Origin of the sequence: Arthrobacter glacialis (genome assembly GCF_002909445.1) — a bacterium.
Lineage (GTDB): Bacteria > Actinomycetota > Actinomycetes > Actinomycetales > Micrococcaceae > Specibacter > Specibacter glacialis.
The window spans coordinates 215,567-231,006 of record NZ_PPXC01000003.1 but is presented as its reverse complement, the minus strand read 5'-3'; the positions used below and the strand labels follow the sequence as shown (position 1 = coordinate 231,006).

14 protein-coding genes are annotated in these 15,440 nt (G+C 62.3%); 5 read left to right on the top strand and 9 right to left on the bottom strand.

Annotation, left to right across the window (positions count from 1 at the left end; all coding sequences use genetic code 11):
• Position 1: 1 nt before the first annotated feature.
• Together aroA and CVS27_RS04900 are read right to left on the bottom strand one after the other, a co-directional pair.
• On the bottom strand, positions 2 to 1,330 hold the full coding sequence (gene aroA, locus CVS27_RS04905) for a 3-phosphoshikimate 1-carboxyvinyltransferase (RefSeq protein ID WP_103464607.1): 1,329 nt from the start codon (positions 1,328 to 1,330) through the stop codon (positions 2 to 4).
• A gap of 6 nt (positions 1,331 to 1,336) precedes the next feature.
• Positions 1,337 to 1,852, bottom strand: coding sequence for a DoxX family protein (locus CVS27_RS04900; RefSeq protein ID WP_103464606.1), 516 nt, complete (start codon positions 1,850 to 1,852; stop codon positions 1,337 to 1,339).
• Positions 1,853 to 2,057: 205 nt separating this feature from the next.
• Here CVS27_RS04900 and CVS27_RS04895 point away from each other — a divergent pair, with 205 nt between their 5' ends.
• Both CVS27_RS04895 and rsrA read left to right on the top strand, forming a co-directional pair.
• On the top strand, positions 2,058 to 2,837 hold the full coding sequence (locus CVS27_RS04895) for a sigma-70 family RNA polymerase sigma factor (RefSeq protein WP_243400058.1): 780 nt from the start codon (positions 2,058 to 2,060) through the stop codon (positions 2,835 to 2,837).
• Between the two features lie 2 nt (positions 2,838 to 2,839).
• Positions 2,840 to 3,100: a mycothiol system anti-sigma-R factor gene (gene rsrA, locus CVS27_RS04890; protein ID WP_103464605.1), complete on the top strand. Its 261-nt coding sequence runs from the start codon at positions 2,840 to 2,842 to the stop codon at positions 3,098 to 3,100.
• Between the two features lie 6 nt (positions 3,101 to 3,106).
• Here rsrA and CVS27_RS04885 read toward each other — a convergent pair whose 3' ends face one another.
• The 6 genes from CVS27_RS04885 to CVS27_RS04865 form a co-directional block, all read right to left on the bottom strand.
• Positions 3,107 to 3,649, bottom strand: coding sequence for a group III truncated hemoglobin (locus tag CVS27_RS04885; protein ID WP_207767447.1), 543 nt, complete (start codon positions 3,647 to 3,649; stop codon positions 3,107 to 3,109).
• Positions 3,650 to 3,751: 102 nt separating this feature from the next.
• Entirely contained in the window at positions 3,752 to 3,826 is a 75-nt protein-coding gene (locus CVS27_RS21605) for a 50S ribosomal protein bL37 (RefSeq protein WP_370739471.1), read from the bottom strand.
• 91 nt (positions 3,827 to 3,917) lie between these two features.
• Positions 3,918 to 4,526, bottom strand: a complete 609-nt coding sequence (locus tag CVS27_RS04880; RefSeq protein WP_103464604.1) for a PadR family transcriptional regulator — start codon at positions 4,524 to 4,526, stop codon at positions 3,918 to 3,920.
• Positions 4,526 to 5,350, bottom strand: coding sequence for a DUF4097 family beta strand repeat-containing protein (locus CVS27_RS04875; RefSeq protein WP_103464603.1), 825 nt, complete (start codon positions 5,348 to 5,350; stop codon positions 4,526 to 4,528). The genes CVS27_RS04880 and CVS27_RS04875 overlap by 1 nt, the downstream gene beginning before the upstream one ends.
• Positions 5,351 to 5,518: 168 nt before the next feature.
• Positions 5,519 to 6,118, bottom strand: a complete 600-nt coding sequence (locus CVS27_RS04870; protein WP_103464602.1) for a GDSL-type esterase/lipase family protein — start codon at positions 6,116 to 6,118, stop codon at positions 5,519 to 5,521.
• 83 nt (positions 6,119 to 6,201) lie between these two features.
• A complete protein-coding gene (locus CVS27_RS04865) occupies positions 6,202 to 10,023 on the bottom strand; it encodes a multifunctional oxoglutarate decarboxylase/oxoglutarate dehydrogenase thiamine pyrophosphate-binding subunit/dihydrolipoyllysine-residue succinyltransferase subunit (RefSeq protein ID WP_103464601.1) in 3,822 nt (1,273 codons plus the stop codon).
• Positions 10,024 to 10,346: 323 nt separating this feature from the next.
• On the opposite strand from CVS27_RS04865, the gene guaB1 reads away from it, so the two are divergent.
• Positions 10,347 to 11,846, top strand: a complete 1,500-nt coding sequence (guaB1, locus tag CVS27_RS04860) for a GMP reductase (protein WP_103464600.1) — start codon at positions 10,347 to 10,349, stop codon at positions 11,844 to 11,846.
• Between the two features lie 101 nt (positions 11,847 to 11,947).
• On the opposite strand, the gene CVS27_RS04855 is transcribed toward guaB1, so the two are convergent.
• Positions 11,948 to 12,991: a LacI family DNA-binding transcriptional regulator gene (locus tag CVS27_RS04855; RefSeq protein WP_103464599.1), complete on the bottom strand. Its 1,044-nt coding sequence runs from the start codon at positions 12,989 to 12,991 to the stop codon at positions 11,948 to 11,950.
• Between the two features lie 283 nt (positions 12,992 to 13,274).
• Between CVS27_RS04855 and CVS27_RS04850 the strand changes: the two genes are divergently transcribed.
• Both CVS27_RS04850 and CVS27_RS04845 read left to right on the top strand, forming a co-directional pair.
• The gene (locus CVS27_RS04850; protein WP_243400071.1) at positions 13,275 to 14,123 is read left to right on the top strand and encodes a sugar phosphate isomerase/epimerase family protein; all 849 of its coding nucleotides are present in this window, start codon (positions 13,275 to 13,277) and stop codon (positions 14,121 to 14,123) included.
• A 66-nt stretch (positions 14,124 to 14,189) separates the two neighbouring features.
• Positions 14,190 to 15,197 carry a Gfo/Idh/MocA family protein gene (locus CVS27_RS04845; protein ID WP_103464597.1) on the top strand — a complete coding sequence of 336 codons (1,008 nt, stop codon included), beginning with the start codon at positions 14,190 to 14,192 and terminating at the stop codon, positions 15,195 to 15,197.
• Positions 15,198 to 15,440: the final 243 nt, after the last annotated feature.

The window sequence follows — 15,440 nt, the reverse complement described above, 5'->3', positions numbered from 1 at the left end:
CTTACGCTCTGGCCGCTGTTGTGTCGGCCGCTGCAGTCTGTGACACCATGGCCGCCCACATGGCCGGGAAATCGGGCATTGTTTTGGCGGTGGTGCCAATATTTTCAACCTCGACGCCGGGCACGGCCAAGCCGATGATGGCGCCAGCCGTGGCCATGCGGTGGTCGTGGTAGCTGTGAAAAACGCCGCCGCGAAGGGGGGCCGGGGTGATGATGAGCCCATCCTCGGTTTCTTCGGCATTGCCGCCTAGGGCGTTGATTTCAGCAACCAAGGCCGCCAAGCGGTCAGTTTCGTGCCCGCGCAAGTGGGAAATGCCGCGCAGGCGCGACGGGGTTGAGGCCAGAGCGCAGATGGCTGCCGTTGACGGTGCCAGCTCACTGGTGTCGGCAATGTCCACGCCGTGGATCTCAGGGCCGCCGGTCACTGTCAAAACACCGTCTTCGAGGGTCACCGTGGCGCCGAACTGGGGCAGGATTTCACGCCATTTGTCACCCACCTGGGTGGTGTTGGCGGGCCAGTTGGGGATACGCACGGTGCCACGGGTGGCCAGTGCGGCAGCCAGGAACGGGCCGGCGTTGGAGAGGTCTTGTTCCAGCACCACGTCAAAGGCGGCGACGGGGCCGGGCGCGACGATCCAGTGGTTCGGGGTGGAATCGTCAACAACAACACCCACGGACCGCAGGATTTCCACTGTCATGGAAATGTGGTCAACGCTAGGTACGGAATCGCCGGTGTGCTCCAGGTGCAGGCCCTGGACAAAACGCGAGGCGACCAGCAACATGGCAGAAATAAACTGCGAAGACCCGCCGGCGTCAATACGCACGTGGCCGCCCTCAACAGCTCCGGTGCCGTGCACGGTGAAGGGCAGGAAACCGTCCCCGCCGTCTTCGACCAGCACTCCAAGTCCCTCCAACGCAGCCACAAGGGGAGCCATGGGGCGAACAAGGGCCGCGGGATCGCCGTCGAACCTTACCGGGCCGTTGACTAGGGCAGCCAGCGGGGGGACAAAGCGCATCACCGTGCCGGCCAGGCCGCAGTCCACCAGGATGCCGCCGTCGGGTGCTGCAAAACCGGCAGGAATGGGTGTGACCACAAGATCAGGGACGCCGCCGCTGCCGGGAACTTCGGCAATGCCCGCACCCATGGCACGCAGGGCGCCGATCATCAGATCAGAGTCGCGGGACTGCAGGGGTGCGCGCAAGCGCGATTGGCCGTCGGCAATGGCGGCGAGGACAAGATACCTGTTGGTCAGCGACTTGGAGGCCGGAATGGTGACTGTGGCATCCAAGGGTTTTGTGGAGAAGGGTGCGGGCCAATGGGCTGCGGTCATGGGTAATTACTGTCCTGTCACATCGTGAGCTAGCGCGCGAACTGTCTTGTCCGCATTCTTCAATTGCTTGTGGGTGGTCTTCTTGCCGGATGCGATCAGCTTTTCCGCACGCCAAGCCAAGCCGGGGCGTCCAGCCGTGTCCACGCTTGCCAGCAGTGCCCCGCCGATCAGGCCAATGTTCTTGGCCAGCTGGTTGCGGCGGTGGGAACGATTTTCCTTGCTGGTGGGCTCGGCGTTGCGATATTCCACCACAGTGGTCAGGCCAGCCGTCACGGCGAGCACCACAGCTGCTGCGCGGGAGGATTTCCCCGTGGCCAGCAAAATGCCTGCACCTACCTGGGTCCCGGCCAGCACGCGTGCCAGGGTCTTCTCGCTCGCCTCCATGGGCAAAGCGGCGCTGAGCGGTCGCAGAACGGGGCTCAATTGCGCAGCCGTCTGGTCTGCATGGCGCAACCGGTCAAGGCCGGCGAGGATGAACGATGATGCCAACATGGGGCGGGCAAGTGCGCGAACAATGGACAAGTAGGCCTCCTTGGATGTGCTCTAATCTTCCCGCTGACTTTTCTACTGGCCAAACGGAAAGCTGGTGCTGTATCTAAGTCTCCCACGTCTCTTTCGCTGATGCCGTGTTTGCGGAATATCCGACGTCGTTCCCGGGTTTAGTAGGTATGTGACAGTTCCCGTGGGGGTTGGCTGCACGGACAAATCATTCGAAGGAAAGGCGGCAATGCAGACACTGAGCCATCCGGCACCCCTGAAGCTGAGTCTGAGCATAGACTCAACAGTGATGAACATTTCCGAGCCTGAGCAAACCATCGAGTCAGCCGTTGCGAGCCCCGACGCCGAGCAACCCACTGCGAAGGAGCCAGCCGTCGTGCGGGCCACTGACGTGGAGGGGGTGGACGTTGTCACCGAAACCACCGATCAGAGGCGTGCGCGCTTTGAACGTGATGCCATGGTCTATGTTGATCAGCTGTATTCTGCAGCCATGCGTATGGCACGCAATCCCAGTGATGCCGAAGATCTGGTGCAGGAGGCCTACACCAAGGCGTTCTCGGCTTTCCACCAGTACAAGCCTGGCACCAATCTAAAGGCGTGGCTGTACAGGATTCTGACCAACACGTACATCAACCTGTACCGCAAGCGCCAGCGTGAGCCGCTGCAGTCGAATTCCGACAGCGTTGAGGACTGGCAGCTGGCCCGGGCAGAATCGCACACCTCGCGCGGCCTGCGCTCGGCCGAGGCAGACGCCCTGGACCACTTGCCGGATTCAGATGTGAAGAACGCTTTGCAGGCCATTCCGGAAGAGTTCCGGCTCGCGGTGTATTTTGCCGACGTGGAAGGTTTTGCGTACAAAGAAATTTCAGAGATCATGAACACCCCCATTGGCACCGTGATGTCGCGGTTGCACAGGGGACGGAAGCTTTTACGAGATATGTTGGCCGACTACGCCGTGGATCGCGGCTATGTCAAGGACGCCACTCAAATGACGGAAACGGAGAAATAATCATGGGCGACTGCCAAAGCCTCGGAGATTGCGACGACGAACGGGTCGGACGGATCTACGAGTACCTCGACGGGGCGCTGTCCCTCGATGACCTTGCCGAGATCAAGGCCCACCTGGACGGCTGCGAGGACTGCGCGCACCAGTATGACCTGGAATGCGTGATTCGCACGGTTGTTAAGCGTTCCTGCAAGGAAGCGGCTCCGGAAACACTCAAGGCAGCTATTTTGGCCCGCCTGCACGAGAGCAAGCCTGCGGCAGTCTAGGCCAGCTCAGCCGCCGCGTGGCTCACTGCCTGCCCCGGCAGCACCGGAACCGGGTTCCGGCCGCAGGGTGATGGTGCTGTAGGCGCTGGCCGGACGGCCGCTCACGCGGCGGTGCATGGAGCCTGCGATCACATGGGCTTGGGCTTTTGCCAGTTCGGCTTTTTCGCCGGCAAAGAGACTGTCCACGGTGCGGCTCCACAGCCGCAACCACCTGTTGAAGTGCTCCAGGGTCAGCGGTTCCTTGGCAGATATATCAAAGTGGATCTTCAGCGCATTGCGTTGGTAGAGCCCGGCCTTGAACAGTACAGTTTGCCAGAAGTCGGCCATGATGGGCAGATGTTCTGCCAGGTCCATCTGCACCACCTCGGTGAAGATGGGCCCAATGAGATCATCGGCAAAAGCCTCACTATAGAAGGCCTCCACCAATCGCAGGATGTCCGCGCGGTTGTCAATGTCAGCCAGCTGCGACTCCGGCTCAGGTGCCCCTGCAGGGGCGTAGGCGAGAAGGTGCGACGCCGTTCTTCCGGACTTGGTCGGTGAGATGTCCATGACTCCAGCCTAACCTTGGCCTGATCTTCTCGTGTCTTGGCAAAAGTACAAAAGCCCGCCCCGCCACATGGCGGAGCGGGCTTTTGCTTTTTACGTCAAGATTTACGTGTTGGGACGCTTACCGTGGTTAGCGCCGCCCTTTTTACGATCCCGACGCTTACGTGAACGCTTCGACATAGCTGTCTCCAATCATCTAGAAAGACCTTTAAAAACGATCCTTACCCATTTTGGCATAAATGACTCTTGCGTGCCTAACCGAGGGCCCCGGTCACTTCCTCAACGAGGCGCGGATGGCAATGGCCGACTGATTCAGAACTGTTCGCATCGTCTCAAGCGCCAACTCGTCCATTCCGTTCCGGGCGGCGTGCAGGCGCAAATCCAAACGAAGGTCGTCGCGGAATTTTTGCAGCAGAAACTCGGCCTCCTTGAGTTGCCTGCCGGTGACTGCCGTTTCGCTGTGCGGGGTTCGTGCTGCCTGGCGGGCTTGGGTTTTGGCGTTTTCGGCGGTGGCTGCCAGATCTGCCCGCAGGCTGCGCATGTTCTCCTGGAGATCCACACGGATATCGTCGGCGAGCCTGCGCACGGAGGCGGAAATGCTTGCCTGCACTTCCGTCAGCTCATGGCGGCGCTGTTCAAGCTCGACCCGTCCGGCTGGCGTCAGGGAGTAGACGGTGCGCCGCCCCTCCATTGTGGTTGCCAGCAGCCCCTCCTCCTGAAGTTTGGCCAGCCTCGGGTACACGGTGCCGGCGCTGGGGGAGTAGGTGCCGCCGAAGCGGTCTGTCAAGGCCCGGATGATCTCATAACCGTGTTGGGGCCCCTCCTCGAGAACGGCGAGCAGGTACAGGCGCAGGGCGCCGTGGGCGAAGACGGGAGGCATTAGTTCTCCTCCTTGGTCAAGGAGATGTCCAGATGCGGTTCTTCCGGGGCGTACACCATTGAGACAGCTCCGGACACTGTCGAGGTGTGGGCAATGAGCAGTGGGGTGGCCGGGCCCGTGGAGACCGTGGTGCTCTGGCCCAGGTTGCTGTGCCGCTCCCCGTCCACTAGCAGGGTCCCCGAGGCGCTGGTTGATGTCACGTGGACGCCAACGGTCCTGGGCAGCCGGACCGTGACGTCACCAGAGACAGATTTGGCCTTCAAGGTTAGGGGTGTGCCGTGCAGGTCGAAGCTGACGTTGCCGGAAACTGTGCTGGCCCGGACGTTGTTCAGTTCCCCCGAGGCCATGACGTCCCCTGAGACGCTTTTGGCCACCAAGTCGCCGCGGTGGTCACGGGCAATGATTTCCCCGCTCACGGTGTCCAGGGTGAGAAGCCCCTCGGTGGCGTCGGCCATCAAGGAACCAGTGACTGTGCGCAGGGTCGTCTTCGCGCTGCCGCTGACCATGCCATCGGCGTTGACGGTGCTTGCAGAGACAAATGTTCCTGGCGGAACCGCAATGCTGATGACGGCACTTGCGCCCTGTTGAAAGTTGATCAGCCGCTGCAACCAGTTGGAGGCATTGAAATGTTCCACTTTCAACGTTCCGTTGCTGAAGCGCACCTCCAGGGGTTGGCCCTCCACTTCGGAGATTTCCAGCGTTGCTTTTGGCCCTTCCGTCACCACAATGTCAAAGCGCCCCTTGACCAGGGCCACCTTAACTTCGGCAACTCCGGCAAATTCAAGTGTTTGCGGGTCGCTAATGGACCACAAATCCTGATTCATTGCTACTCCTTCATTCGCGTTATATCGCGTCCATGTGAAACACGATATAACGCGTTGCGCCACAAAACAAGATATATCGCGAAATAAAAAATGCCGAACGGGCAGTAGTTGTTGATGTTCCGGGGAAACATCAACAACTACTGCCCGTTCGGCGGAGAGGGGGGCGGGCTAGGCGGACTCGGGCAGGTCCAGCCACTGGTACCAGCCGCGGTGCAGCACCAGCCACGCCATGAGGCCGTAGCCGGCCTGGCCGGGGGTGCCCGCGTTGGCCGCCACGTCATTGCGCCACTGCTCGTGGTTCTGCAGCGGTGCAAAGGTGTCAACGTAGTGGTGCTTGCGCCGCGTGGTGACATCGGCAAAGGCTGCGTTGAGCTCGGCCAGTTTCCGGTTCAGCGCAGGATCCAACGACGGCGGCGGGCCCACCACAAACACGGGAATGTTCAGCTGGGTGGCGCCATCTAAGATGTTGGCAAGATTCAGCCGGCTTCGGGCGGTGGAGAGACCGTACTCGATGTCTCGGCCGGAGAGACCTATGACCAGCCGGTTCTCGTGGAAATCATCAAATCGGCGCCCGGCCTCGTGCAGCCAGCGTCCCGCCAGCGCCTCGGTGCCCTCGCGCGGGCACGCCAGGACAAACGGCTCAACCGTGATGGTGTCCTGTGGAGTCCTTGCCAAAACCCTGCCCAGCCAGCCCAGTGCGCGGGGATCGCCCACACCTGCAACCAACTCGTCCCCCACAGCCACAATGCGCAGTTCCCGCTTGTCCACGGCGCCCCTTTCATTCCTACAAATTTTGAAGTCCAAAGAAAAGATGCCCGACCTGATAATGCAGACCGGGCATCCATGGTGTTCTAGCTACGCTCGAACGCCTGCTTGATCAGCAAGGTCTGTTCGACGGCGTGGTTCTTTGCAGAACCTGTTGCTGTTGCCGCTGACGCCGGGCGTGAAACCCGGCTCAGCTTCTGATCCAGCTCGGGTGCCAGGTTCAGGCCCATGAACGGCCACGGCCCCTGGTTGGCAGGTTCGTCCTGAGCCCAGACCAGCTCGGCATTGGGGTACTTTGCCAGCTCAGCCTTGATCTCCTCCAGCGGCAGCGGGTACAGCTGCTCCACACGGATGATGGCAGCCTTGTTGTCCCCGGCCTTCTCGCGTGCCGCGAGCAGGTCGTAGTACAAGCGGCCGGAGACCAGAATGACGCGGTCCACAGCGTTGTTCTCCAACGCAGCATGCTCGCCGATGACCGGGCGGAAGCCGCCGGTGGTGAAGTCCTCCACCGAGGAAGCAGCAGCCTTCAGGCGCAGCAACTGCTTCGGGGTGAAAATGATCAACGGCTTGCGCGGGCGGCGGTAAGCCTGGCGGCGCAGCAGGTGGAAGTGCGACGCCGGTGTGGTCGGGTTGGCCACGATCATGTTCTCTTCGGCACACATCTGCATGAAGCGCTCGATGCGTGCTGAGGAGTGGTCGGGGCCCTGGCCTTCGTAGCCGTGCGGAAGCATCAGCACCAGTGAGGAACGCTGGCCCCACTTCTGCTCGGCGGAGGAGATGAACTCATCGATGATGGTTTGCGCACCATTGACGAAGTCACCAAACTGGGCCTCCCACACCACCAAGGCGTCGGGACGTTCCACGGAGTAGCCGTACTCGAAGCCCATGGCAGCGTATTCGCTGAGCAGGGAGTCATAGATCCACAGTTTGGCCTGGTCTTCGCTCAGGTCGCGCAGCGGGGTCCAGTTCTTGCCGTTGGCACGGTCGTGGAATACTGCGTGGCGCTGCACGAAGGTGCCGCGGCGTGAGTCCTGGCCGGCCATGCGGACCGGGACGCCTTCAAGCAGCAAGGAGCCAAAGGCGCTCAGTTCGCCAAAGCCCCAGTCAATGTTGCCCTCGCGGGACATGGCCTCACGCTTTTCCAGCAAGGGCTTGAGCTTCTGGTGAACCTCAAAGCCTTCCGGGATCGCCATGTGGACGGAGCCGATCTTGGCCAGCATTTCGGCGCTGATGGCCGTCACCTGGGGATCGTTCACGCCGGAATCGCTTTGCTGCGCAATGGGGCGTTCCAGATCGGAAACCGCCGCAGCATCCTTGGTGACGATCGGGATGGGGGAGGTCTGGGCTGCGTGCGTTTCAGCAAACACGCGTTCCAGGCGTTCCTGGTAGTCACGCAGCAGCTGCGTGGCTTCCTCTTCGGTGATGTCGCCGCGACCAATCAAGGCCTCGGTGTACAGGCGGCGCACTGAACGCTTGGCCTCGATCAGGTTGTACATCAGCGGCTGGGTCATCGAGGGGTCATCACCCTCGTTGTGACCGCGACGGCGGTAGCAGACCATGTCGATGACAACGTCCTTGCGGAAGCGCTGCTGGAACTGGTAAGCCAGCTGGGCCGTGCGCACCACAGCTTCGGGGTCGTCACCGTTCACATGGAACACGGGGGCCTGGATCATCTTGGCCACGTCGGTGGAGTACACCGAGGAACGCGAGGACGACGGCGCCGTGGTGAAGCCAACCTGGTTGTTGACAACGATGTGAATGGTTCCACCTGTGCGGTAGCCGCGCAGCTGGGAAAGGTTCAGGGTCTCTGCAACAACACCCTGGCCGGCAAAGGCGGCGTCACCGTGAACCATGATGGGCAGCACGGGGAAGTTCTCGCCCTGGTCCAGGCGGTCCTGCTTGGCGCGGACAATGCCCTCAAGGACGCCGTCAACGGCTTCTAGGTGGGACGGGTTTGCGGCGAGGTAGACCTTGGTCTCGTTGCCGGCGTCGGAAGTGAAAGTGCCCTCAGTACCCAAGTGGTACTTCACATCGCCGGAGCCCTGCACGCTGCGAACGTCCTGGGTGCCCTCAAATTCGCGGAACACCTGTGCGTAGGTCTTGCCAGCAATGTTGGTGAGCACGTTCAGGCGGCCACGGTGCGCCATGCCAATGGCAACCTCGTCCAGGCCGTCGTCGGCTGCGTCGGAGATGATGGAGTCCAGCAGCGGAATCAAGGATTCGCCGCCCTCCAGGGAGAAACGCTTCTGGCCAACAAACTTGGTCTGCAGGAACGTCTCAAACGCTTCGGCAGAGTTGAGCTTGGAGACAATGCGCAGCTGCTCTTCGCGGCTCGGCTTGGAGTAGGGGTGCTCCAGCTCATTCTGGAACCATTCACGCTGCTCGGGTTCCTGAATGTGCATGTACTCCACACCCGTGGTGCGGCAGTACGCGTCACGCAGTACGCCCAGGATGTCGCGCAGCAGCAGTTTCGCTTTGCCGCCGAAGCCGCCCGTGGGCCACTCGCGGTCAAGATCCCACAATGTCAGGCCGTAGGTGAGCACGTCCAGGTCGGGGTGCTTGCGCTGGACATACTCCAGCGGATCGGTGTCAGCCATCAGGTGGCCGCGCACTCGGTAGGAGTGGATCATCTGCTGGATGCGGGCAACCTTGTTGATCTCATCTGCCGGGTCAACCTGCAGGTCAAGGCTCCACCGCACGGGCTCGTACGGGATGCGCAGGGACTCAAAGATGTCATCGTAGAAGTTTTCCGCACCAAGCAACAGCTGGTGAACCTTCTTCAAGAATTCGCCCGAGCCAGCACCCTGGATGACGCGGTGGTCATAGGTGGAGGTCAGCGTCAGGATCTTGGAGACTGCGTTGTGGGCGATGATCTTGGGGCTGGCGCCCTGGTATTCGGCCGGGTAGTCAAGTGCGCCAACACCAATGATGGCGGCCTGGCCCTTGGACAGGCGCGGAACAGAGTGAACCGTGCCGATGCCGCCGGGGTTGGTCAGTGAAACGGTGGTCCCGGAGTGGTCATCCGCCGTGAGCTTGCCGGCGCGGGCGCGCTTGATCAGGTCCTCGTAGGTGCGCCAGAACTCGGCGAAATTCAGTGTTTCGGCGCGCTTGATGTTCGGCACCATGAGCAGGCGCGTGCCATCAGGCTTGGGCATGTCAATGGCAATGCCGAAGTTCACGTGCGGCGGCTGGACGGCAACGGGCTTGCCGTCGATCTCGTCGTAGTACACGTTCATGGAGGGGAACTGCCCCAGCGCCTTGATGACGGCGTAGCCGATCAGGTGCGTAAAGGAGACCTTGCCGCCGCGTGCACGGGCAAGGTTGGAGTTGATGACAACACGGTTGTCAATGAGCAGCTTGGCCGGGATGGCCCGGACGCTGGTGGCCGTAGGGACTTCCAGGCTGCTGATCATGTTCACGGCGATGGCCTTGGCCGGGCCGCGCAGCACAGTCTGGACAGCCTCTTCAGGAACGGCATTGTTCTTGGCAGACTTGGGCAGCTGGGCCGGGATGGGGGTGGTGCCGGTGCGGGCCGCATCCTTGGCGGGTGCCGGCGGCCGCGGGGCTGCCGGTGCCTTCGCCGCGGCAGGAGCAGCAGCGACCGGCTGGGCCGTCTCGGCAGGAACCTCAGCGGCAGGTGCCCGAACAGCGGCGGCGGGTGCCGGCGTCGTACTGGCAACTGGTGTTGCGGCTTGAACTACCGGGATCTGGGCCGTGATGGGCGTGGCGTGACTAGCCGTGTGGCGTCCGTTGCCCGCTGCGTCATCGGCAGCGAAACCCTCAAAGAGTGGCCACCATTTGGCATCTACGGAACTTTTGTCGCCCTTGTAGCGCTCATACAGTTCATCGACGAGCCACTCGTTGCCGCCAAATTCTTCGGGTAGACGGTGGATGGATTGCTCTGGCACGTGTATTACGCCTCTTCCATGAGATCTTGTTGCCCGCTGTGCAACCTTGCGCATGGAGACGGCACCCGAATCTGGCGGATGCTGACGGCGCAAACTTGCGTAGCCTATTCGAAAGTTGGTTGGGGTCCAACAAACCCGTTCCGCAGTAAGTCTAGTAAGCAATTTAGCTTGTAGGCCAATCTGTGATGTGGCGCGCCCTGATCAACGCTCAAAAGTGCGTCATTTTTGCGGTGAATGGACGGATTAGCTGGTTAGACTCAAACCCGGGCGGCCCTTGGATCCGACTGGCGGCCGCCGACTGTCCAACAGTTGCAAGGAGTGCCATGCGTTTTCTTAACCAACCAGCCACCGATCTGACATATTCAGATGTATTCCTTGTCCCGTCGCGTTCCACCGTGACCTCACGGCTGGACGTTGACCTGTCCAGCGGTGACGGCACCGGCACCACCATTCCCCTGGTGGTTTCGAACATGACCGCCGTTTCGGGCAAACGCATGGCCGAAACCGTTGCCAGGCGTGGCGGCATGGCCATACTGCCGCAGGACATTCCCCTGGACGTGCTAAAAACCGTCACAGAGTGGGTCAAACAGCGCGACTCCCTCTATGAGACACCGTTGTTGATGGGGGCCGGGGACATTGTCATTGATGCCGTGCACTTGATGAGCAAGCGTTCACACAACGCCGTGGTGGTGGTTGATGGCAACGACTTTGTGGGGGTGGTGCGGGGGGCCGACTGCGAAGGCGTGGACAGGTTTTCCTCCCTTGCCTCGGTGATGCGTTCCAATGTGGTGACACTTGATGCGGCACCCTTTGATGGGATTCGCGCCCAGGCCGATGCCGGCGTGCTGGACTACGCCGCGGCCAAGACGCTCACGGATGAGGCCCTGCGCCACGCCTTTGCCGTGCTGGATGCCGCCGGAACCGACTACGCGCCTGTTTTGCGCGGGGGTGAGGTGGTGGGTGTGCTGACCCGCACCGGCGCCCTGCGCTCCACCATCTACCAGCCTGCCCTGGACGATTCCGGCCGGCTCCGCGTGGGTGTTGCCGTGGGCATCAACGGCGATGTGGCGGCCAAGGCGGCTGCCCTGCTGGACTACGGGGTTGACGCCCTGGTGGTGGACACCGCCCACGGCCACCAGGCAAAGATGCTCGATGCCCTGCGCGCCGTGCGTGCCTTGGCCCCCGCGGTGCCGGTGGCCGCCGGCAACGTTGTCAGTGCCGCCGGCGTGCAGGATCTGGTGGAGGCCGGTGCAGACATTCTCAAAGTGGGGGTCGGCCCCGGCGCCATGTGCACCACCCGCATGATGACGGCTGTTGGCAGGCCACAATTTTCAGCCGTTTTGGAATGTTCGACGGCGGCTGCGCCGTTGGGTGCGCACGTCTGGGCCGACGGTGGCGTGCGCTACCCGCGCGATGTGGCCCTGGCCCTGGCCGCCGGCGCCAGCCAGGTCATGATTGGTTCCTGGTTTGCCGGCACCTACGAAAGTCCCGGAGACTTGCAGACCGATGCCGGCGGGCGCCTGTACAAGGAGAGCTTTGGCATGGCCTCGGCCCGGGCAGTGCAAAACCGGACCTCGGGGGACCAGGCGTTTGAGCGTGCCCGCAAGGGACTCTTCGAGGAGGGTATTTCCACCTCCAAGATGTACCTTGATCCGGCCCGGCCGGGGGTTGAGGATCTCCTGGACATGATCACGGCCGGGCTGCGCAGTTCCTTCACGTACGCGGGTGCCGCGTCGCTGGCACAGTTCCGTGACCGGGCCATTGTGGGGGTGCAGTCGGCCGCCGGCTATGAGGAAGGCCGGCCGCTGCCGCAAAGCTGGTAACCACGCTGCCTCTTTGCCTGCCGAACGGGCAGTAGTTGTTGATGTTTTGGTAAAACATCAACAACTACTGCCCGTTCGGCAGGCACGGCAGGGGTGGGAGGCTAGGTCCGGACAGGGCCTGTGGACCCCCGGATGGTGAGGTGGGTTGGCAGGACGGACAGGCTGCGCGGGAGCAGCCCCCGGCCCGGCTCAATCTGGCTCAGAAGCATGGTGACCGCCACCCGTCCGGCCTGTTCCACCGGAGCAGTGACGGTGGTCAGCGGTGGGCTGCAGAAGTCGGCGCCGAAGATGTCATCGCACCCAACAATGCTGATGTCCTCGGGCACCTTGACACCACGGGCCTGGAGCCGTTGGAGCATGCCGATGGCCAGCAGGTCGTTGAAGGCTATGCCAGCGGTGGCACCGGAGTGGACCAAGGCGTCCGCCGCGGCAGCACCGGCGTAGGTCCGCGGGGCGAAGGGGCCCAGCCGGACAACATCCACGCTGCGTACCTTCGCGGCCGCGGTCAGCGCCTCCCAGCGGCGAATATTGGAACTTGAGGTTTCCGGACCCCCCAGATAGGCGATGTGCGAATGGCCCAGGGAGATCAGGTGGTCAAGTGCCTGGTTGGTTGCCGTGGGCGTGTCTAGAACAACTGATGGAACGCCGGGGACGCTCCGGTTGATGGTGACCAGCGGCATCTTTGCGGCAACCTGCGCCAGGGCATCGTCGGAGAGCCGGGATGCTGTCAGGATGACGCCGTCAGCCGTGTTCTGCAGCTGCTCAATCGTATTCACCTCAACCTCGTCGGACTCTTCCGTGTCCACCAGCAACTGGGTGTAGCCGGCGGCCTTGAGCTGGAGTTGGGTGCCGCGGATGATGTCAAAGTAGAACGGGTTGGTGATGTCGGCAACCAGCACGGCAACGGCCTTGGTTCGGCCCGAGCTCAGCGCCTTGGCTTGGGCATTGGGAACGTAGTTCAGCTGCGCGGCGGCTGCCTCGATGCGGGCGCGGGTGCGGAAGTTGACCCGGGCAGGGGTGGACAAGGCCCGCGAGACGGTTGAGGCTGCGACTCCGGAAAGCGCTGCGACATCGTGAATCGTTGCAGGCTTCCGGGGCAGGGCTCCTGAGCTGGCATCCGGGGTAGTGCTGGGGGGAGCACTCATGGGGCACGTCCTTGTGGGGGAGGGTCGTGGCGCTGCGTTGCACCAACGGTCAAAATGTGATGGACAGCACTGTCCTAATCGCAAGAATACGGATAATGGCCAGAAATGGCAATCGGTTGTCATTGAGTTGTATCGGCGCTAAACTTCACAGCATAAGGGCGGCGTGTGAAATGAGTCACCGGCACCATCAAGGAGAATGCGGCATCTGCCGCAGGTCAGCCCGGATGGTGCGGCGCACACCGCACGGCAACAAGTGACACACCCACCCAACCTGGAGGCACCCTTGACCAGCACCTCAAATCCCACCTGGGCTCTTTCCGGCTTCGGCGACGAAATTGACCCCGATCCCAAGATTCAGGCGGCAGTCATGCTCGCCTTGGGCGCATCGCACATTGAGGTGCGCAGCGCCTGGGGCGTCAACGTTGTTGAACTATCTGAGGCCCAAGTGGCGGAACTGAAAGCGATCCTGGACGAGTCGGGACTGAAGGTTTCCGCCGTGGCCAGCCCCATCGGCAAGGTCGATGCCAGCCTTCCGGCAGCCCACGAGGTGGAGCGCCTGCGCCGCATCATTGACGTTGCCAAGGCCCTGGACACCCGCTACATCCGCATGTTCTCCTTCTTCCGGGCCGAGGACAAGAGCCCCGAGGACATTCGCGACGCCGTCATGGAACGCCTCACGCTGCTGGCCGCCGAAGCCGAGAAGGCCGGCGTGGTGCTCATCCACGAAAACGAAAAGGACATCTACGGTGACACTCCCGAGCGCGTCCTGGACCTCCTTCAGACTGTGAATTCCCCGGCGCTGCGCGCCGCCTGGGACAACGCCAACTTTGTCCAGGTCGGCGTCAAGCCCTACACGGACGCCTACGCCATGCTCCGCCCGTACCTGGAATACCTTCAGGTCAAGGACGCCATCGCAGGCAGCGGCGAAGTGGTCCCCACGGGCCGTGGCGACGGCCAGCTGGTGGAGACGCTGACCGCCCTGAGCCAGGACGGCTACAGCGGATTTGCCTCGCTCGAACCGCACCTTGCAGCTCAGCACGAATTGGGCGGATTCTCCGGCCCCGCAGCATTCGGCGAGGCAGCTCGGGCCTTCCGCACCGCCACGGACGCGATCGGCGTAACGCTCGCCTAAACGGCCCGCCATCCCCTGCTGCGCCCCATCAGTTTGCCGCACCCACCACCAGACAAAGGAGTCACCATGCCCAGAATTGCCGTCATCGGAGCCGGAGACGTTGCCACAGTTCACTTCGAGGCGATTTCCGCCATCGACGGCGTCGCGCTGGTGGCGGTGTGTGACACCGATCCGGGCCGTTTGGCCACTGCCGCAGCGACCTATGGCGTGCCGGGGTATAGCGATCTGGCGGCCATGCTGGATCAGGTGCGCCCCGACGTGGTCCATGTCTGCACGCCCCACAACCAGCACGCCGACCCGGCCATCGCGGCGCTGGAGCGCGGCATCAACGTGATCAGCGAGAAGCCGTTGGCCAGCACCCTGGCCGACGGCGAACGGCTGGCTGCCGCTGCCGCCGCCAGTACGGCACGGATCGGCATCTGCTTTCAAAACCGCTACAACCAGGCGGTGCAGGCCATGGCGGAGCGGCTCGCCAGCGGCGAATTTGGTGCCCTCCAGGGTGGTTCGGGAACCGTGATGTGGTTCCGGGACGCCGCCTATTACCAGAACCGGCCATGGCGCGGGAGCTGGTCCGGTGGTGGCGGGGGCCTGCTCATGAACCAGGCCATCCACACCCTGGACCTGCTCCAGTGGATGATGGGAGGGGTCACGGCGGTGTCGGGCCACGCAGCCACGCATGCGCTGGGCGAGACCATTGATGTCGAAGACACCGCGGAACTGGTGCTCTCGCACGGCAACGGGGTCCGCAGCGTCTTTTACGCAACCCTTGCCAACTCTGTCAATGCGCCCGTCACGGTGGACATAGTCGCGGAGAAAGCCACCCTGCACCTGCGCGGGGACCTGACCATCACCCACGACGACGGCCGGGTGGAAGTGGTTGAAGAGCGGCGTGCCGCGTCCGGCGGGCGCGACTACTGGGGTGTCTCACACCAGCTGTTGATTGCCGACTTCTATGCCCAGCTTGGCCAGGACGGACCTTTTTGGATCGACCCCGCCGAAGCCCTCAAGACTCTGCGCATCATCAAGAACGTCTACGCCCAAAGCTACCCGGACAAGCTGGCAGAGGTCTCCTAGCAATGACCGCCAGGACGGCATTTGACGCACCTGGAATTGTCATGGATAACAACCGATTGCCGTTATATGGTGCCCAAAAATACCTAGAATCCTGAACTTTCGATTCGTGCATGTAACAATTTTCGCCATTTCATGACAATCGGTTGCCAAAATGTTGCATCGGCAGTAGCGTGTTCCCTACAACATCAAATGTGGCGCAAGACACATTGAGTTTAGACAGACCCCCAACCCTTTTGAACAAGA